General features: G+C 56.9%; 20 protein-coding genes. 9 read left to right on the top strand and 11 right to left on the bottom strand.

What is annotated here, in order from left to right; all coding sequences use genetic code 11:
* From F8N44_RS06810 to F8N44_RS06800, 3 genes are read right to left on the bottom strand one after another with little or no spacing between them, the layout of a single operon-like run.
* A complete protein-coding gene (locus F8N44_RS06810; RefSeq protein ID WP_095049280.1) occupies window positions 1–558 on the bottom strand; it encodes a peptidylprolyl isomerase in 558 nt (185 codons plus the stop codon).
* 3 nt (window positions 559–561) lie between these two features.
* Window positions 562–1,365 (bottom strand): alpha/beta fold hydrolase, encoded by an 804-nt coding sequence (locus F8N44_RS06805; protein WP_150649782.1) that lies wholly within the window; start codon window positions 1,363–1,365, stop codon window positions 562–564.
* Between the two features lie 14 nt (window positions 1,366–1,379).
* On the bottom strand, window positions 1,380–2,303 hold the full coding sequence (locus F8N44_RS06800) for a LysR family transcriptional regulator (RefSeq protein ID WP_007914443.1): 924 nt from the start codon (window positions 2,301–2,303) through the stop codon (window positions 1,380–1,382).
* A gap of 49 nt (window positions 2,304–2,352) precedes the next feature.
* On the opposite strand from F8N44_RS06800, the gene F8N44_RS06795 reads away from it, so the two are divergent.
* From F8N44_RS06795 to F8N44_RS06780, 3 genes are all read left to right on the top strand, one after another.
* Window positions 2,353–2,667, top strand: a complete 315-nt coding sequence (locus F8N44_RS06795; RefSeq protein WP_150649781.1) for a 3-phosphoglycerate kinase — start codon at window positions 2,353–2,355, stop codon at window positions 2,665–2,667.
* Window positions 2,668–2,899: 232 nt separating this feature from the next.
* Window positions 2,900–3,499, top strand: a complete 600-nt coding sequence (locus F8N44_RS06785; protein WP_150649780.1) for an FMN-dependent NADH-azoreductase — start codon at window positions 2,900–2,902, stop codon at window positions 3,497–3,499.
* Window positions 3,500–3,844: 345 nt separating this feature from the next.
* Complete coding sequence (locus F8N44_RS06780) at window positions 3,845–4,702, top strand: carboxylate/amino acid/amine transporter (protein WP_150649779.1); 858 nt, start codon at window positions 3,845–3,847, stop codon at window positions 4,700–4,702.
* Between the two features lie 91 nt (window positions 4,703–4,793).
* On the opposite strand, the gene F8N44_RS06775 is transcribed toward F8N44_RS06780, so the two are convergent.
* Window positions 4,794–6,092 (bottom strand): mechanosensitive ion channel family protein, encoded by a 1,299-nt coding sequence (locus F8N44_RS06775; RefSeq protein ID WP_150649778.1) that lies wholly within the window; start codon window positions 6,090–6,092, stop codon window positions 4,794–4,796.
* A 191-nt stretch (window positions 6,093–6,283) separates the two neighbouring features.
* On the opposite strand from F8N44_RS06775, the gene F8N44_RS06770 reads away from it, so the two are divergent.
* Complete coding sequence (locus tag F8N44_RS06770; RefSeq protein WP_007914470.1) at window positions 6,284–7,624, top strand: DEAD/DEAH box helicase; 1,341 nt, start codon at window positions 6,284–6,286, stop codon at window positions 7,622–7,624.
* 55 nt (window positions 7,625–7,679) lie between these two features.
* Here the strand turns inward: F8N44_RS06770 and F8N44_RS06765 are convergent, their stop codons facing one another.
* The 3 genes from F8N44_RS06765 to F8N44_RS06755 all read right to left on the bottom strand — a co-directional run bounded on the left by F8N44_RS06765 (window position 7,680) and on the right by F8N44_RS06755 (window position 9,414).
* On the bottom strand, window positions 7,680–8,279 hold the full coding sequence (locus F8N44_RS06765) for a hypothetical protein (protein ID WP_150649777.1): 600 nt from the start codon (window positions 8,277–8,279) through the stop codon (window positions 7,680–7,682).
* Window positions 8,280–8,291: 12 nt separating this feature from the next.
* The gene (locus F8N44_RS06760) at window positions 8,292–8,876 is read right to left on the bottom strand and encodes a papain-like cysteine protease family protein (RefSeq protein ID WP_150649776.1); all 585 of its coding nucleotides are present in this window, start codon (window positions 8,874–8,876) and stop codon (window positions 8,292–8,294) included.
* A gap of 262 nt (window positions 8,877–9,138) precedes the next feature.
* Complete coding sequence (locus F8N44_RS06755; RefSeq protein ID WP_064388340.1) at window positions 9,139–9,414, bottom strand: hypothetical protein; 276 nt, start codon at window positions 9,412–9,414, stop codon at window positions 9,139–9,141.
* Between the two features lie 366 nt (window positions 9,415–9,780).
* Here F8N44_RS06755 and F8N44_RS06750 point away from each other — a divergent pair, with 366 nt between their 5' ends.
* Together F8N44_RS06750 and F8N44_RS06745 are read left to right on the top strand one after the other, a co-directional pair.
* Window positions 9,781–10,125 carry a hypothetical protein gene (locus F8N44_RS06750; protein ID WP_224794739.1) on the top strand — a complete coding sequence of 115 codons (345 nt, stop codon included), beginning with the start codon at window positions 9,781–9,783 and terminating at the stop codon, window positions 10,123–10,125.
* A gap of 7 nt (window positions 10,126–10,132) precedes the next feature.
* On the top strand, window positions 10,133–10,561 hold the full coding sequence (locus tag F8N44_RS06745) for a hypothetical protein (protein ID WP_224794738.1): 429 nt from the start codon (window positions 10,133–10,135) through the stop codon (window positions 10,559–10,561).
* Between the two features lie 85 nt (window positions 10,562–10,646).
* Here F8N44_RS06745 and F8N44_RS06740 read toward each other — a convergent pair whose 3' ends face one another.
* Window positions 10,647–11,381, bottom strand: a complete 735-nt coding sequence (locus tag F8N44_RS06740) for a DUF899 domain-containing protein (RefSeq protein WP_150649774.1) — start codon at window positions 11,379–11,381, stop codon at window positions 10,647–10,649.
* Window positions 11,382–11,556: 175 nt separating this feature from the next.
* Here F8N44_RS06740 and F8N44_RS06735 point away from each other — a divergent pair, with 175 nt between their 5' ends.
* Window positions 11,557–11,949, top strand: coding sequence for a transcriptional regulator (locus F8N44_RS06735; RefSeq protein WP_150649773.1), 393 nt, complete (start codon window positions 11,557–11,559; stop codon window positions 11,947–11,949).
* Between the two features lie 122 nt (window positions 11,950–12,071).
* On the opposite strand, the gene F8N44_RS06725 is transcribed toward F8N44_RS06735, so the two are convergent.
* From F8N44_RS06725 to F8N44_RS06715, 3 genes are all read right to left on the bottom strand, one after another.
* Complete coding sequence (locus F8N44_RS06725) at window positions 12,072–12,941, bottom strand: DUF6279 family lipoprotein (RefSeq protein WP_150649772.1); 870 nt, start codon at window positions 12,939–12,941, stop codon at window positions 12,072–12,074.
* Window positions 12,942–13,019: 78 nt separating this feature from the next.
* The gene (locus F8N44_RS06720; protein WP_150649771.1) at window positions 13,020–13,736 is read right to left on the bottom strand and encodes a TorF family putative porin; all 717 of its coding nucleotides are present in this window, start codon (window positions 13,734–13,736) and stop codon (window positions 13,020–13,022) included.
* A 207-nt stretch (window positions 13,737–13,943) separates the two neighbouring features.
* Window positions 13,944–14,132: a hypothetical protein gene (locus tag F8N44_RS06715; protein WP_016985943.1), complete on the bottom strand. Its 189-nt coding sequence runs from the start codon at window positions 14,130–14,132 to the stop codon at window positions 13,944–13,946.
* A 340-nt stretch (window positions 14,133–14,472) separates the two neighbouring features.
* Here F8N44_RS06715 and F8N44_RS06710 point away from each other — a divergent pair, with 340 nt between their 5' ends.
* Window positions 14,473–15,309 carry a S1 RNA-binding domain-containing protein gene (locus tag F8N44_RS06710; RefSeq protein ID WP_150649770.1) on the top strand — a complete coding sequence of 279 codons (837 nt, stop codon included), beginning with the start codon at window positions 14,473–14,475 and terminating at the stop codon, window positions 15,307–15,309.
* A 46-nt stretch (window positions 15,310–15,355) separates the two neighbouring features.
* Entirely contained in the window at window positions 15,356–15,754 is a 399-nt protein-coding gene (locus tag F8N44_RS06705) for a DUF2177 family protein (protein ID WP_150649769.1), read from the top strand.
* The last annotated feature ends 245 nt before the right edge of the window (window positions 15,755–15,999 follow it).

The raw sequence follows: 15,999 nt of genomic DNA, 5'->3' as shown, positions 1-15,999 counted from the left end.
TTAGTCGATGACTTTGGCCGACTTGATGAATACAGGGTCGGCAGGTACGTCTTTCATGCCGCTTTTGGTGGTGGTCGGCGAGTTGACAATGATGTCGACCACGTCCATGCCTTTGACCACTTTGCCGAATACTGCATAGCCGTCGCCCTGGTCGAGGAAGTCGTTGTCCTTGACGTTGATGAAGAACTGGCTGGTCGCCGAATCAGGTACGGAAGTGCGAGCCATGGACAAGGTGCCACGAACGTTAGCCAGACCGTTTTTGTGTTCGTTCTTGATTGGAGCCTTGGTTTCTTTTTGCTGCATCTGCTGGGTGAAACCGCCGCCCTGGACCATAAAGCCCGGGATCACACGGTGGAAAATCGTGTTGTTGTAGAAACCGCTGTTGACGTAATCCAGAAAGTTCTTGGTACTGATCGGCGCCTTGACCGGGTCCAGTTCGATTTCGATCTGGCCGTTGGTGGTGTCCAGCAGCACGTGCGGTGCTTTGGCCGGCGTGGCAGCCATCAGGTTGGCGGCAAACAGCACAGTACCAGCGGCGAGGGCGAGTTTTTTCAGCATGGGTCAGTGATCCTGAGATTGAATATCGACTGCGGCGAGAAACTCCAGCAGCGTTTGATTGAAGCGTTCGGGTTGATCGAGCGGGGTGGCGTGGCGCGAATCGGCGATCACCACCAGCCGCGCATTGGGCAGCAGTTTTACATAGGTTTCTTTCAGTGCCACCGGTGTGTAGTCACGGTCGGCGCTGATGACGAGCGTTGGACAGGTCACTCGGGAAAGTCGTTCCTGAACGCCCCAGCCAACAATTGCATCGAAGCTGGCGAGATAAGCACGTTTGTCGTTTCTTGCCCAGCGTTCGGCCATTTTCTGCCGCAGATCGGCTTGTTCGGGTTTCGGAAAAAGTTTGCCGCCCAGCGCTTTGCCAATGGCCGCGAGACTCAGCAGTCGCATCAGGCTCCAGCGTTTGAACCACTGCCAATAATCGTCGCGGCTGCGGATTTTGACTTCGGGAGCGCTGTTGACGATGGTCAGGCTCTTGAGCATTTGCGGATGATCGACGCCGAACTGGAAGCCGATCATGCCGCCCATCGATAGCCCGACGTAATGCACCGGGCCGAGGTTCAAGTGCTCGATCAGCGCCAGCAGGTCGGCGCTGAAACCGGCAATGCTGTAGTGCTCGCGCGGTTTGTCCGAGCGCCCGTGGCCACGGACATCCGGGACGATCACCCGGTAGTGCGCGGCCAGTGCCGGGATCTGCATTTCCCAGTCCAGCGTGCTCGAACCGAGCCCGTGAACCAGCAGCAACGGCGTGCCGTGGCCATATTCCTCGTAGTGCAGGTTGCAACCTTCGTGCTCGAAATATGCCATCGGTGAACTCCGTGTCAGGCTTGTTCTGGGGCGGCGAACGGCGCGTCCAGCGGCAAGGTGTCAAAGGTGCGCAGCAGTTCGATGAGGATTTGCGTGGCCGGGCCCAAGGGTTTGTCTTTGTTCGAATACAGATAGAAGCTCGAGTTGCGGTTGCCGCCCCTGTCCAACGGTAGCAGCTTGAGCGAGCCATCTTTCAGTTCTCGTTCGATCATGTGCCGTGGCAGCCAGGCAAAACCGAGGCCGCTGCTGACGAACGTGGCCGCCGTGGCGAGGCTGCCGACGGTCCAGCGCTGCTCGGCGCCGAGCCAGCCGACGTCCCGTGGTTGCTGACGGCCGGAGTCGCGGATGACCACTTGCATCTGGGTTTCCAGGTCCTGAAAGCTCAGCTCGCGATTGAGCCGGTGCAGCGGGTGATCGGGATGGGCGACGGCGACGAACTCGACGTCGCTCAACTCCGCGCCGAGATAACCGGGAATGCTCAGGCCGGTAATCGCCAGATCCGCTACGCCTTCGAGCAGCACTTCCTCGACACCCGACAACACTTCCTCTCGCAGACGCACGCGGCAACCGCGACTCTGCGGCATGAACGCGGTCAATGCGCGGACGATGCGTGCGCTTGGATAGGCGGCGTCAACCACCAGCCGCACTTCGGCTTCCCAACCTTGCTCCATGTGATGGGCGAGGTCTTCCAGTTGGCTGGCCTGTTTCACCAGTTGTCGCGAACGACGCAGCAACACGCCACCGGCTTCGGTGAGCACGGCTTTACGCCCGTCGATGCGCAGCAACGGCACGCCGAGCTGATCCTGCATGCGGGCGACGGTGTAACTCACCGACGATTGCGAACGGTGCAAGGCCTCGGCGGCCTGGGCGAATCCGCCGTGGTCGACCACGGCCTGCAATGTTCGCCATTGATCAAGGGTCACGCGGGGCGCTTTCATCAATAGCTCCTCTTGTCCTAAGCTGGCCGTCCCTCATGGAGACTGCCGAATGAAAAAATTCTGTTGTGTGCTGCTGGCGTTGCTACCGCTGAGTGCTTTTGCGTACCCGATCGATGTGCAGAAAGATCTCAACGGCATGAAGATCGACTACGAGACCTTCGACACCGATAACGACATCGGCTCGATTCGGGTGGCCAACTACGGTGATGTCGATGCGACATGCAAAGCTGTGTTCAGCAATGGCCCGGAAGCACCGCGCACCCGCACGATCGAGGTACCGGCCGGCAAACATAAAAACGCCACGGCCAAGTTCACCCGCGAGATCATCAAACTGCGCATCAATCTGACCTGCACCCCGAAATAACACCGCGAACCCTTGTGGGAGCGAGCTTGCTCGCGAAAGCGGTGTGTCATTCAACAATGATGTCGACTGATACGGCCAATTCGCGAGCAAGCTCGCTCCCACAGGGTATGTGTCAGCATCTAAACGAATTTTTCGATACTTTGCAGCAATTATTTGCGCTTTTTCATCGATTCGACTCTGTTTAACCTTCACTCCATCGACCTACAACATTCTCGGATGGAGGCTACACACCATGTCCCGCGTTCTGATCATCGAAAGCAGTGCCCGCCAGCAAGATTCGGTTTCCCGTCAACTGACCCAGACCTTCATCAGTCAGTGGAAAGCGGCACATCCGACCGATCAGATCACCGTACGCGACCTCGCCGTGAACCCGGTGCCACACCTGGACATCAATCTGTTGGGCGGCTGGATGAAACCAGCCGAGCAACGCAACGCCAACGAGCAAGCCTCGCTGGACCGCTCCAACGAATTGACCGATGAGTTGCTTGCCGCCGACGTGCTGGTCATGGCCGCGCCGATGTACAACTTCGCCATCCCGAGCACCCTCAAGGCCTGGCTCGACCACGTGCTGCGTGCCGGCGTGACCTTCAAGTACACCGAAACCGGCCCGCAAGGCTTGCTCAATGGCAAACGTGCCTATGTGCTCACTGCTCGCGGCGGTATCTACGCCGGTGGCCCGGCTGACCATCAGGAACCGTACCTGCGCCAGGTCATGGGTTTCATCGGCATCAACGACGTGACGTTCATTCACGCCGAGGGCATGAACCTCGGTGGCGATTTCCAGGAGAAGGGTCTGAATCAGGCCAACGCCAAGCTGTCCCAGGTGGCTTGATATGTTAATCGCCAGATAATCGCCGATTGTTTAAGTGACCTGGCGCAACCCCTTCAAGGCTCTACGCGCATCGAACCTCCCTTTGCACTTGTTGCTCCTGAGTGCTGTAGCCCGATTGAACGCATTAGCGAGATCGGGCTTTTTTTTGCCTGCGATTCGTTGAATGTCATCAGATCCCTGTGGGAGCGAGCTTGCTCGCGAAAGCGATATTTCATTCAGAAACGATGTTTACTGACATGGCCTCTTCGCGAGCAAGCTCGCTCCCACAGGAATCGGTGTTGTCCTTGGGTTCGCGGTCTTGCGCAAAAACCGCTATCGTCGCCGCCATTCAAATTAGGGGCGAGCATGGGCTATCTACTTTTTGTCACGCTGATCCAGGCGTTTTCCTTCAGTCTGATCGGCGAATACCTGGCCGGTCATGTCGACAGTTATTTCGCGGTGCTGGTGCGCGTCGTGCTGGCGGGGCTGGTGTTCATTCCGTTGACCCGCTGGCGTTCGGTGGAACCTTCGTTCATGCGCGGCATGTTGGTGATTGGGGCGTTGCAGTTCGGTGTGACCTATGTCTGTCTGTACCTGAGTTTCCGTGTGCTGACGGTACCGGAAGTGTTGCTGTTCACCATCCTCACGCCGTTGCACGTGACGCTGATCGAAGATGCGCTGAACCGACGCTTCAACCCATGGGCGCTGATCGCCGCGCTGGTGGCAGTCGGCGGGGCGGCGGTGATTCGCTTCGACAGCATCAGTCCGGACTTCTTCATGGGCTTCCTGTTGCTGCAACTGGCCAACTTCACCTACGCCGCAGGTCAGGTGATGTACAAGCATCTGGTGGCCAAGCACCCGAGTGATCTGCCGCACTATCGGCGTTTCGGCTTCTTCTACCTCGGCGCGCTGGCGGTGGTGCTGCCGGCATTCCTGATGTTCGGCAAAGCCAACTTCCTCCCGGAAGCGCCGCTGCAGTGGGGCGTGTTGCTGTTCCTCGGTCTGGTCTCGACCGCATTGGGCTTGTACTGGTGGAACAAGGGCGCGTGCATGGTCAACGGCGGCACACTGGCGGTGATGAACAACCTGCATGTGCCGGTGGGGTTGCTGCTGAATTTGCTGATCTGGAATCAGCATGAGGAACTTGGAAGATTGTTCCTCGGTGGCAGCGTCATCCTTGCCGCCGTATGGATCAGCCGACTGGGCATCCGCCGCACTGCATGACCCCATGTAGGAGCTGCCGCAGGCTGCGATCTTTTGATCTTTAAGGTCAAAAGATCGCAGCCTGCGGCAGCTCCTACACGGGAATCGTGGGTTACATGAGGTGTTTCTGCGGTTCAGGAATGCTGGCCGCGCCAAGTACCGCCGGCAGCAGGCCAGAACGCAAATCCCCGCCACTCGGCTGCTGATACAGGCTCAAACCAAACTCCGGCAACACCGCCAGCAGATAATCAAAAATATCCCCCTGAATCCGCTCGTAATCAGCCCACGCCGTGGTGCTGGTGAAACAGTAGATTTCCAGCGGAATCCCCTGCGCGGTGGTTTGCATCTGCCGGACCATACAGGTCATGTTTGGCTGAATCTCCGGATGACTTTTCAGATAGGCCAACGCATAGGCGCGGAACGTACCGATATTGGTCATGCGCCGGCGGTTGGCCGACATCGCCGCGACATTGCCCTGTGCCTCGTTCCACGCTTTGAGTTCGGCTTTCTTGCGGCTCATGTAATCGGTGAGCAAGTGCACCTGCGAGAGCTTTTCCTCTTCGTCGTCGCGGATGAAACGCACGCCGCTGGCATCGATGAACAGGCTGCGCTTGATCCGCCGCCCGCCGGATTGCTGCATGCCGCGCCAGTTTCTGAACGACTCGGACATCAGCCGCCAGGTCGGGATCGAGACGATGGTCTTGTCGAAGTTCTGCACCTTGACCGTGTGCAGGGTGATATCGACCACATCGCCATCGGCGCCAACCTGCGGCATCTCGATCCAGTCGCCGACTCGCAGCATGTCGTTGCTGGTCAGTTGCACGCTGGCGACGAACGACAGCAGCGTGTCCTTGTAGACCAACAGAATCACCGCCGACATCGCACCCAGACCGGACAGCAGCAACAGCGGCGAACGGTCGATCAGCGTTGCGACGATGATGATCGCGCCGAACACGTACAAGACCATTTTCGCCAGTTGCACGTAACCCTTGATCGAGCGCGTGCGTGCATGTTCGGTGCGTGCATAGATGTCGAGCAGAGCATTGAGCAGGGCGCTGACCGAGAGCAGCAGGAACAGAATGGTGAACGACAGCGCCACATTGCCGAGGAAGGTCATCGCGGTTTTGCTCAGTTCCGGCACCAGGTGCAGGCCGAACTGAATGACCAGCGACGGCGTCATCTGCGCCAGGCGCTGAAACACCTTGTTATGGCGAAAATCATTGATCCAGTGCAGCGCCGGCTGTCGGCCGAGCATGCGGCTGGCGTGCAGGATCAGATAGCGCGCCACTCGTCCGAGCAGCAGCGCGATTACCAGTAACACCGTCAGCGCGAGCCCTGCCTGCAAGAGCGGATGCTGTTCGAGGGTGCCCCAGAGGTCCTGGGCGTTGAGCCAGAGCTGTTTGAAATCCATATGAGCAACGATTCTTCTGTAAGACGCGATGGGCGATTAGAGCATTTAAGACGCCGTGTATTACCGTTGGAGACAAATCGAGCAACAAAAAAGCCACTGATTGCGTCCGTTTGTATAAAGAAACTCGGCCTGAGCGCTCGAAACCGGTAACCTATGCAGCTGTTTTTTTGCATATCTTCGAGGTAGCACCCGTGTTTTCCCAATTCGCCCTGCACGAACGCCTGCTTAAAGCTGTGGCCGAGCTGAAATTTGTCGAGCCAACGCCTGTGCAAGCCGCGGCCATTCCGCTGGCGCTCCAAGGGCGTGATCTGCGGGTGACGGCGCAAACCGGTAGCGGCAAAACCGCCGCTTTCGTACTGCCAATCCTCAATCGCCTGATCGGCCCGGCCAAGGTCCGCGTCAGCATCAAGACGCTGATCCTGCTGCCGACCCGCGAGTTGGCCCAGCAGACGCTGAAGGAAGTTGAGCGCTTCTCGCAGTTCACCTTCATCAAGTCCGGCCTGATCACCGGTGGCGAAGACTTCAAGGTTCAGGCTGCGATGCTGCGCAAAGTGCCGGACATCCTCATCGGCACCCCGGGCCGGATGATCGAGCAACTCAACGCCGGCAACCTCGACCTCAAAGAAGTCGAAGTGCTGGTGCTCGACGAAGCCGACCGCATGCTCGACATGGGCTTCGCCGAAGATGTGCAGCGTCTGGTCGACGAATGCCCGAACCGTCAGCAGACCATGCTGTTCTCCGCGACCACCGGCGGTTCCGGCCTGCGCGACATGATCGGCAAGGTGCTGAACAACCCAGAACACTTGCAGCTCAACGCGGTCAGCCAGCTGAACTCGACCACTCGCCAGCAGATCATCACCGCCGATCACAATCAGCACAAAGAGCAGATTGTTAACTGGCTGCTGGCCAACGAGACCTATCAGAAGGCCATCGTCTTCACCAACACCCGCGCCATGGCCGACCGCATCTACGGCCGCCTGGTGGCTCAGGAATACAAAGCGTTCGTGCTGCACGGCGAGAAAGACCAGAAGGATCGCAAACTGGCGATCGACCGTCTGAAGCAGGGCGGCGTGAAGATCCTCGTGGCCACCGACGTTGCGGCCCGTGGTCTGGACGTTGATGGTCTGGATCTGGTGATCAACTTCGACATGCCACGCAGCGGCGACGAGTACGTGCACCGCATCGGTCGTACTGGCCGCGCCGGTAACGACGGCCTGGCGATTTCGCTGATCTGCCACGGCGACTGGAACCTGATGTCGAGCATCGAGCGCTACCTCAAGCAGAGCTTCGAGCGCCGCACCATCAAGGAAGTCAAAGGCACCTACGGCGGACCGAAAAAGGTCAAGGCTTCGGGCAAAGCCGTTGGCGTGAAGAAGAAAAAGACCGACGCCAAGGGCGACAAGAAGAAAACGGCCGCCAAGACGCCGACCAAGCGCAAGAGCGCCAACCGTCCGAAGCCGGATTCGTTGGTGAGCAGCGACGGCATGGCCCCGCTCAAGCGCCGCAAGCCGGCAGAGCCAGCGGCTGAGTAAGTCTTTTCAGGCGCATAGAAAAAACCCGGACAGTGTCCGGTTTTTTTTTCGTCCATCAGTTGCCGAGCTGGCCACTGGTGTCGGCGTCAAAGCGCCGCTTGGCTTGATCCGCTGCCGGTCTCAATGCGGCGAGCAGTGTTGCTTCGCTGTACAACCGCGTGGTCGCCAGCTCTTTCGGTGTCGGCTCGATCGGGATCAGCACGTCTTCACCGTCGGCATGCAGCCAGATCGCGACAACGTGCAGGGCCGAGACAAACAGCACGCGCAACTCAACGGTTTTGCCCTGAAGTTGCGGCGCTTGCTCTGCCAGTTTCAACGCTCCCACTGTCGCGGCGGCGTGATCGCCGTGGTTCAGCGAGGCGAACTCGACGTGACCGCGCACTTCAGCCAATTGCGCATCGGCAATCGTCACGCCGTCGGCAAACACCAGGTAATGCCAATCGCCGAGGCGGGCGTCTTTCAGGCCTTTGCCGTGGCTCAGGTCCTCCAGGTTCAACGAGTAGCCGCGATAGGCTTCGCTGAGGCTGATTTTTGCAGGTGCCGTGTTGGCGAGCTGGCGATTGGCGCCAAAGCCTTGGGTTTGCAGCGCGGCTTGCAGCGCCGGGCGCAAAGTCTGAACGCCGTTGGAAGGCGCCTTTGGATAAGTCAGTTGCATGATCTCGCCCTCCTAGTTTTTTACTGTGAAGTAAGTGTGGGTCCAGTTGCCGCCGCCGTTGTAGGCGCGGGGGAATGCGTTCAGTGCGCGGGTCGAGTAGCCGTAGATCGAGTCTGCGACCAACACGTAATCGCCATTGGTGCCATAGATCGTCAGGAAGTGCGCACCGCCACCGTACCAGGCGCAGCGCAAACCGACCGGGCGGCCCATGCTGATCTGGTTCTGAATGGCCGACATCTGCAGCGAACCCTGATTCATGCCGTTGTAGCTGCGGGTGGTTTGCAGGGCCGAGTCCAGATAGCCGTAGACATTGCACGGTCCCGGCTGATTGCAGCAGTTGCGATCGAGCTGGGTGCTGGCCACGCCGCACTGCGTCCAGTTGCCGGTGCCGTAATAATTGCCGACCGAGGCGGACACGGCGGCCCAGCACCAGTTGGTCTGGGTCTGTTTCTGCATGTTGAAGTTAAGGCTGCCGGCGGCGAGGGCGCTGATTTGTTCAGCAGCCTCGACTTCGGCCAGTTGCGGGTCGAGCAGATGGCCAGTCAGGCACCTTGGCAAAGATTCGCCAGTGAATTGCGTTGCTTCTGTGGTTAACATTTTTCAATCCTCCATGAGTGAAAACAAGCGTCCAGCTTGTGTAGGTGTTGCGGTGTTGCCGAGCGATCGGTGTGCAAGGATTGCCATGTCAGATGGCGGGCTCCGATCTCGTTGCTCGATGTAACCGTAGATGTGGATATGCGTTAATGCAAATAAATAAATGCATAAATGCATTTTCAAAATCAAAAGATTGCAGCCTTCGGCCGTTCCTACAGGGATCGGTGTAGGAGCTGCCGCAGGCTGCGATCTTTTGATCTGGCTTTTAGCTTTCGGCTTTCTTCTCCGCCGTGCCCAACTCTTTCAACCGCTGATCAATCAACTGACATTTATCCGGCAGATCCGCACTGGCCGTGCCCAGATCCATCTTCTGCAACTCGGCATTGATCTCCTTGGCCTTGGCCGGATTCTGTTCGGTGAGCTTGGCGACTTCCTTGGCCAGTTGTTCGCGTTTGGCGGTGGCTTCTTCCGGTGTACAGGCCCAAACGGGCAGGGCGCAGGCGAGGGTGGCGGCGAGGGTGAGCTTGATCAGGGTTTTCATCGGGGCAGGCCTCAGTTCCGGTTAAGGCGGGTTAACCGGTTGAGGGTTTGAAGCAGTCAAAAGTTCAGTATCAAGTGCCCGAAGTGACATCACTTTATGCGATCAACAGGTAGCTTTTTTCGGCGAAACGTCAGCATTGAGATGCAAAAGTCCACTTTAGAGCGGTTGTGGAAAAAGCTGCGGTATGACTTATTGACGCTAGAATGATGGCAATCTACCATCGCGCATATCACATCGATATTGAGGGATCGAACAGACTTCTCGCAGGCTGCCCTGTGGGCGTTTTCGCATCGTTTGGACGTTCTGGCCGAAGCGCGCATTTATCCCCTCTGAAACAAAATCATAATTCTGAGGTTATGTATGGGGATGTACATAGCGATCGCGGATGGTTTCGGGTTGGCGTTAACCAGAGGGTTGTTTGACTGCATAGTCGAGAGTACCCGGGCTTGTTGTTCAGCGAAGGATAGCGATTGCCTGCTGAAAATTTATGAAACGCTGGATGAACAGGGTCAGAGCTTTATCTCACTACAAGACGTTGATGCGCTGTGTTTTAACGTTTTCTATGTTGCTTGTAAAAAAGCGATGAATGTCTTTGCTGAAAGCGAAGTGGGTCGGAGTGTTCCTTTTGACCATTTAGAGGGGATTCTCTGGAATTGGCGCGAAGTGTTAGCTTTGATGCGTACAGATGTCAGGTTCAGAGGACAAGGATGACCGGCCCATGTCTGATAGCGATGTTGTCACCTGCTTCATCGGAAATGGAGGGAAGCACGAGAGCGCCCCTTGGCTGCTCGGGGCGAACAGGATGAGCGAAGACGAGATTTATCGCCGTATTGGCCAGGTACTGATTGACACTGCACCTGATTCAGCGGTCGCAGTTATCGTTGAGGCTGAACTTTCTGCCGAGGACGATCATTGTAAATTGCTGTTTGATTATATTGATGGGACGGGAGAGAAGGACTGGTTTAGTCCGGGAAGTCCTGAAGTGGATGTCGGTATCCATAAAAGTCTGATTGCGCTCAGAAAACTGTATAAAGAGCAAAAAATGACAGCTGCGCTACCGGTCTGGAATGCGTGCGAGGTTGCGTTGGATGTTGTGCTAGGCAAGTTGAAAATTGACTTGAAATATATTGAGCCTCAAGACGATTGAAGTTTTTGATAGTGCTAAAGGTATTTACTCAAGGTAAATCCCTTGTGATGCACGCCAGTGGAAAATCAGCATCTGACTGACAGTCTTATTGATCATGGCAGCAGGCAGATTTTGCGGTACCTTCATACCGATCATGATGCCGCACCCATTCCATGATCTCGTCTTCATTCCTGCCCTTGGGCGTGAGGTCGAGGTAGTTGTAGGCGCCGACCAGCATGTCCAGACCGCGAGCGTAGGTCGAGTAGGTATGGAAAATCTCCCCGGCCTCATCACGATAAAACACACTCAACCCCGGCATTTCCTCCTCAGCGCTGTCAGTCTTTTCGTAGTTGTACGTAGCCTTTCCGGCCGCGACATCCTCAGCCCGTGCGCAAACACCGAAGTCATAGTTGAAGTCGCAACCCTCTGACGACACCCAGTCAAACTTCCAGCCCATCCGCCGCTTAAAATCCTGGAACTCATTAAACGGTGCATGAGACACAGCAACCACGGCGATATCGTGATGCGCCAAATGCAGGTTGGCGCCATCGATGTGGTCACTGAGAAACGAGCAGCCCTGGCAACCTTCTTCCCAGTCCTTGGCAAACATGAAGTGGTAAACCACCAGTTGGCTGTGTTTGCCGAACAGGTCGGCCAGCTTCATTTCGCCGTTGGGCCCCTGAAAGTGGTAGTCCTTGTCGACCTTTACCCACGGCAGCGCGCGACGTTCAGCGCTGAGGCGGTCGCGTTCCTTGGTGAAGGCTTTTTCGTGAGCAAGGTGTTTTTTACGCGCGGCGAGCCATTCTTCGCGCGATACCACCGGATGATTCTCAACGTTCATGATGATTTCTCCTGCGGGGTTGAAACCGTCTGTTTCAGACTAGTCGTTTAACCCTGCGGGAAATCGACAGACCGCCGGTCGGTCGGCTCGGCAAATGCGGCTGAACGGCTGGGAACCGCTCAGGTCACAACCTATGAACGCGCCGTAAATCACGCGCACCGGAGGTTGTATCAGGATGAAGGCTTATAACTGGGATTTGATTGAACGCTTGCTGCACGAAGTGCAGAACAGTGCAGGCCACAGTTTCGCCCCTCGGGCCTATGCCGAAGACTATGCGGCGGAGAAAGCCAGTGCGGGCGAACCGATCGAGAACCTTGATCACCTGAAAACGCTGGCTTGCGACTATGAAAGACTGTTGCTCCTGCGCGGCTATATCGCACCGCGTCCGGACGAAAAGGGCAGCACCGGAAACAATTTTGTCCTGACCCCGCGCGGTTCCAGCCTGCTGAGCCTGATCGACAGCAGCATTCCCGGCAACGATCACCCGCGTCAGGTGCTGGATGAGCAGGAGGATGCGCTGGCCGAGGCCACGTTCGACGAAGTGGCTTCAAAAGCCCAGATCGCCTGAGTTCACGCGGATCCCCCTGTAGGAGTGAGCCTGCTCGCGATTGCGGTCTTCCAATCAACATTGATGTCACTGGAAGTCCGCTATCGCGAGCAGGCTCACTCCTACATTGGATTCGGGTATGTTCAGGTTTTTTGCGCAGCTTTGAGGCACTTGAGGTCGTTGAAGTCTTTGCGCACGCCTTCGATCTTCTTCAACAAGCGCTGACGCTGTTGCGGCGTACTCTCGGCCATCAAGTCCACCGCCAGCGAGCGCCCCTGCGCTTCAGTATCGGCGAAGGCCTTGCGGTAATCCGCTGTCCATAAACTCTCTCGATTGACCAGAAGCGTCTCGATTCTCTGTGGGAATTCGGGGCTTTTGCGTTGTGCGACGGCGGCACTGAATTGCTTCTGCCAATGGGCGCGATTGGCGATCCATTGGGTGTACTGATCGCCCAACGCGGTCGACCAGGCCATGACCCGCTGTTCCTGGGTGGCGCTCAAGGGGCCGAGCCAGTCATTCAAGCGTTTAACCATCCGCGCGCCACGCTCGGCAATTTGTTGATCAAGCGGTGGTTTGAGGTATTCCTGCTGACGCTTGCGCAGATCCTTGGCAAACGCGTCATTCATCTCGGCCACTTGCTTGTCATCCAGACCTTGCAACAACTCAATGGCCGAAGGGGTGATCTCTCGAGCGGTTTCGGCAATGGCCTGCTTGGCTTCCGTCGTGCGCGCCTGTAACGCGGTATCGGTGACCTGATTGGTTTCGACCATGGTCTGCAGGCGATCAAGCCAGTCCAGATAACCCGGCAATTGCGTGGTGCAATGCCAGCTCAGGTGATCCTTGAGGCGTTCGTTGAACCAGTCTTTCTGCTCGCCGTTCATGTCCAGGTAATCGCCGAGCGTCCACGGAATGATCACGTCGAGATTGCGATAGGCCAGGCCGACACGGCTGCAGGCGCCGAGGGCGAGGGTAAAGATCAGTAGCGCGGCGATGTGTTTGAACCAGCGAGACATGGGCGAATCCTTGCGTGAGCCTGGCTTCGAGGGACTGATTCCTATGTGAACGCAGAATGAACCCGGCAGTTCAGCCGATCAATAGAACGCGCGCGCAGCCTTGAGGGTGACGAGGCCGTCGCACTCGCTGTTGTGCCCGGAGTAGGCCGAACAATCGCTGCCGCTGAGGCTGGAATTGCTGTAGATCAGGTCGAGGTCGACGCCCATGAACGGCCGGGACAATTTCACCGACCAGTCGGTAAAACTGCTGACATAACCACCGTCCACGGCGACGGGCGTGTTCATCTGGTGGGTGGTGTATTTCATGCTGACGCCGATGCCGAACGGCTGGTTGCCGCCAAGATCGGCAAACAAGGTGTTGTTCTGTTTATCCGGGTCATTGCTGAAGGCCACGCCGAAACGGCTGCCGAGCAGGGTCAGACCACCGAACAGCTCCTGGCTGTCGAGGGTGTCTACCTTGGGATAGCTGTAGTGGATCATCCCGACTTCATAGCCCAGGGTTTGATCGAAAGGTTGTTTAAAGCCGACGTAGGAATCGATTTCGAGATTCTTGCCCGGCGTGATGCCCATGCTCGGTGCGTACTGGCCGACGTAGAGGCCACTATCGTGGCTGAGGTCGAGACCGCCATGGAACGAACCGACGGCTGCCGGTTTGACCAGGCCTTGGGCCATGCTGCGGGTGGGGGTGGTGCCGAGTTTAAGATCGAAATCGCCCAGTTCACGCTGGAAAATCTGCGCGTGCGCAGTCGCGCAAGCCAGCAGGCCTACAAGTGATAAACAGGAAGATTTGTGCATGCGTCACTCCATGAACAGCGAGGGCAGGGCGGCGGGCCTGCTGAAACGCTTGATCTAGACGCGTGCAAGAATACCGGCGAATGATCGGCATTGAAGGCCGTTCGTCGATTTACTAGGATTTTTGTTTAAAACGGAGGGGATGTTGCGCGGTGCCAGTCCAGGCGCTTCGAAGCTCAAAGCGCCTCTGGACGGGTGTAAAACCGGGTGTTACTTCTTGCCCAGGCTGATCTGCTTGGACGGGCCGAATGTCTGGCCACTGACGCCTTTGGCAATTTGCTGAATCTCGCCGCCGGACTTGAGGAACGCCGCAATCTGATCATTGATCGATTCGCTGGTTTCAACGGCTGGAGCTGGCTTTGCTTTGCTGGTGGATGCTTTTACACGCATGGCGGCCATTAACCTGTAGAAAAGTAACTTGGCCAGGCATCGTACAGGAATAACTTGACAATTGCTTGGTAAATATCCCCCGGAATAACCAAGCGCTGTGCTGCATTATTCTCGATTAAATATTCGAAATATCTGGCTAACCTGCTGTTTTAAATAAGAACATTGAGGCTTTGAGGCACTGAAATATTCAACCGCGAGCGGTGACACCTGCCTGACGAGCGGCACCTCAGCCCCGCCGCACACAAGGAAAATCAGGGCGTTGCGCAAATTTCCGGAGCGTGCGGATCTGCCGCCCGACGCCCTCGACAAAAACGGGTAGAATGCCGCCCACGCAATGAGGGTTCTGGAAATGGCTTTAGTCGGGCGTTACAACAGTTTGCAAGTGGTTAAACACACTAACTTCGGTTTATATCTGGACGGCGGTGCCGACGGCGAAATTCTTTTGCCCAACCGTTATATCCCGAAAGATATTCCCAGCGAAGATGAAGACTGGCTCAACGTATTTGTTTATCTGGACAGCGAAGACAAACTTCTCGCGACGACGGAAAAACCAAAAGTTCAGGTGGGTGAATTTGCCAGTCTGAAAGTCGTTGAAGTCAACAGCATCGGTGTGTTCCTCGATTGGGGGCTGCCGAAGGACCTGTTGCTGCCGTACTCCGAAGAAAAGCGCCAGATGACCGCCGGCGAATATTGTGTGGTGCACGTCTACCTCGACAAGCACACCCGCCGCATCACCGCGACCGCGCGTCTGGATCGCTACCTCGACAAGACCCCGGCCAACTACAGCCAGGGCCAGGAAGTTGATCTGCTGGTTGCCGAAGCCACCGACATGGGTTTCAAGGCGATCATCAACAACAAGCACTGGGGTTTGATTCACAAGAACGAAATCTTCAAGTTCATGCGCGCCGGCATGAGCGAGAAGGGCTACATCAAGGAAATCCGTGCCGACGGCAAGATCGCCCTGAGCCTGCAACCGGTTGGCCAGGAAGCGGCGAGCAGCCTGAACTCGAAGATCCTAGCCAAATTGCGCGACAACAGCGGCACGCTGCCGGTCAGCGACAAGAGCGATCCGGCGTTGATCAGCAGCCTGTTCGGCGTCAGCAAAGGCAACTTCAAGAAAGCTATCGGTGCACTGTACAAGGAAGGCAAGATCGTCATTCATGCTGATCGCATTGAACTAACCTGAGCCTTGGGTGGCCCATCTTGCATGGGACACACATGAGGTCGGGTCGATGAAAAAAGTGCTGATTGCCTATGTTGCAACGCTGCTGACGTTTCTGCTGCTTGACGGCATCTGGCTCGGCCTGTTGATGGCGCCGACCTATCGCGAACTGCTCGGTCCGCTGATGCTCGAAAAACCGCTGCTGGTTCCGGCAGCGGTTTTTTATTGCCTGTATGTTTTTGGTTGCGTGATGTTTGTGGTGCTGCCGGCCGTGACGTGGCAATGGGCGGCGAAGCGGGGCGCGTTGTTAGGTCTGGTAGCTTACGGCACGTATGACCTGACTAATTGGGCGACGTTGCGCGGGTGGTCGGTGCAGGTGACGTTGTTGGACTGGGCGTGGGGGACGTTTGCCACGGCGGTGGCTTGTACTGTTGGTTTTTTGTTGGCGAGGCGGTTTGCCACGTTCTGATCCGAAATGCGGGTTGGCGGTGCGGACCTCTTCGCGAGCAAGCTCGCTCCCACAGGGAAATGCGTTCAATTGTGGGAGCGAGCTTGCTCGCGAATGGCGGCGCAGCCGACAGCCATTCACCCCTGCCGCCACTGAAGAAACAAATGTCTTTTCCAGACGGCTTTTTCCGCCCGACTGATTGATAATCCCCAGCATTGTTTTTGACCATTGGATGGCCTGCCATGTTGTGCGTGTTCGAGGTGTTG

This window comes from Pseudomonas fluorescens (genome assembly GCF_902497745.1).
Lineage (GTDB): Bacteria > Pseudomonadota > Gammaproteobacteria > Pseudomonadales > Pseudomonadaceae > Aquipseudomonas > Aquipseudomonas fluorescens_BM.
Note: the sequence above shows the minus strand (reverse complement) of the source record. Positions and strands in the feature narration are given on the sequence as shown.

Excerpts from the sequence above, each read along its gene's own strand:
- F8N44_RS06705 (WP_150649769.1), top strand. The coding sequence starts at position 15,356 with ATGAAAAAAGTGCTGATTGCCTATGTTGCAACGCTGCTGACGTTTCTG.
- F8N44_RS06740 (WP_150649774.1), bottom strand. The coding sequence starts at position 11,381 with ATGAACGTTGAGAATCATCCGGTGGTATCGCGCGAAGAATGGCTCGCC.
- F8N44_RS06735 (WP_150649773.1), top strand. The coding sequence starts at position 11,557 with ATGAAGGCTTATAACTGGGATTTGATTGAACGCTTGCTGCACGAAGTG.
- F8N44_RS06710 (WP_150649770.1), top strand. The coding sequence starts at position 14,473 with ATGGCTTTAGTCGGGCGTTACAACAGTTTGCAAGTGGTTAAACACACT.
- F8N44_RS06810 (WP_095049280.1), bottom strand. The coding sequence starts at position 558 with ATGCTGAAAAAACTCGCCCTCGCCGCTGGTACTGTGCTGTTTGCCGCC.
- F8N44_RS06800 (WP_007914443.1), bottom strand. The coding sequence starts at position 2,303 with ATGAAAGCGCCCCGCGTGACCCTTGATCAATGGCGAACATTGCAGGCC.
- F8N44_RS06745 (WP_224794738.1), top strand. The coding sequence starts at position 10,133 with ATGTCTGATAGCGATGTTGTCACCTGCTTCATCGGAAATGGAGGGAAG.
- F8N44_RS06755 (WP_064388340.1), bottom strand. The coding sequence starts at position 9,414 with ATGAAAACCCTGATCAAGCTCACCCTCGCCGCCACCCTCGCCTGCGCC.
- F8N44_RS06805 (WP_150649782.1), bottom strand. The coding sequence starts at position 1,365 with ATGGCATATTTCGAGCACGAAGGTTGCAACCTGCACTACGAGGAATAT.
- F8N44_RS06785 (WP_150649780.1), top strand. The coding sequence starts at position 2,900 with ATGTCCCGCGTTCTGATCATCGAAAGCAGTGCCCGCCAGCAAGATTCG.
- F8N44_RS06780 (WP_150649779.1), top strand. The coding sequence starts at position 3,845 with ATGGGCTATCTACTTTTTGTCACGCTGATCCAGGCGTTTTCCTTCAGT.
- F8N44_RS06725 (WP_150649772.1), bottom strand. The coding sequence starts at position 12,941 with ATGTCTCGCTGGTTCAAACACATCGCCGCGCTACTGATCTTTACCCTC.
- F8N44_RS06765 (WP_150649777.1), bottom strand. The coding sequence starts at position 8,279 with ATGCAACTGACTTATCCAAAGGCGCCTTCCAACGGCGTTCAGACTTTG.
- F8N44_RS06795 (WP_150649781.1), top strand. The coding sequence starts at position 2,353 with ATGAAAAAATTCTGTTGTGTGCTGCTGGCGTTGCTACCGCTGAGTGCT.
- F8N44_RS06720 (WP_150649771.1), bottom strand. The coding sequence starts at position 13,736 with ATGCACAAATCTTCCTGTTTATCACTTGTAGGCCTGCTGGCTTGCGCG.
- F8N44_RS06775 (WP_150649778.1), bottom strand. The coding sequence starts at position 6,092 with ATGGATTTCAAACAGCTCTGGCTCAACGCCCAGGACCTCTGGGGCACC.
- F8N44_RS06715 (WP_016985943.1), bottom strand. The coding sequence starts at position 14,132 with ATGGCCGCCATGCGTGTAAAAGCATCCACCAGCAAAGCAAAGCCAGCT.
- F8N44_RS06750 (WP_224794739.1), top strand. The coding sequence starts at position 9,781 with ATGTACATAGCGATCGCGGATGGTTTCGGGTTGGCGTTAACCAGAGGG.
- F8N44_RS06760 (WP_150649776.1), bottom strand. The coding sequence starts at position 8,876 with ATGTTAACCACAGAAGCAACGCAATTCACTGGCGAATCTTTGCCAAGG.